The 648-nt window shown below is 44.4% G+C and carries 1 protein-coding gene; it reads left to right on the forward strand.

Going from position 1 to position 648, the window contains the following annotated elements:
* Positions 1 to 648: YjbH domain-containing protein (locus tag IQR33_RS34250; RefSeq protein WP_228014114.1), on the forward strand; the 648-nt coding region annotated here is incomplete at both ends.

Below are 648 nucleotides of genomic sequence, written 5' to 3' on the forward strand. Positions count from 1 at the left end.
ACAACCTTGAAATTGGCGGTTCGTTATACTGGGATTGGTATAACAACTACGATAAGTTTATTTATGTCACTCCACCTGATGGCACTACCGTTCCTCGTGTTCGCACCATGTTCCGCGCTTACCAAAATGAACATGCTGTAACCATGTCAAACTTACAATTGACTTGGTTCCAAGAGTATTCCGACACGATGGATCAGCAATTCTACGCGGGTTATCTGGAGAGCATGTTTGCCGGAGTTGGTACCGAGTTTCTTTACCGACCGCAAGGAGCTAACTGGGCGATTGGCGCTGACGTCAACGTAATTTCTCAACGTGATCCACAAAGTTACTTCGGTGTTTACGACGAGAAATGGCAAAACGTGCCAGAATATGGACGTCCGTTCCAAGTTATTGATAAAGGCTTCACTGGTTTTGTATCTGGTTACTACTACCCTCAATGGGAATTCCTACAAGATTTGATGATCCAAGTCGATGTTGGTCAGTTCCTAGCTGGCGATGTTGGTACACAAATCAATGTTTCTAAGCAGTTCAAGAGTGGCGTAATTGCTGGCGCCTTTGCCTCATTTACAGACTTGTCTGCGGATGAATTTGGTGAAGGTAGTTTTACCAAAGGTTTCTACTTGTCGATTCCATTTGACATCATGACCG

Source organism: Vibrio sp. OPT46 (genome assembly GCF_015163535.1).
In the GTDB taxonomy this organism is placed as follows: domain Bacteria; phylum Pseudomonadota; class Gammaproteobacteria; order Enterobacterales; family Vibrionaceae; genus Vibrio; species Vibrio alginolyticus.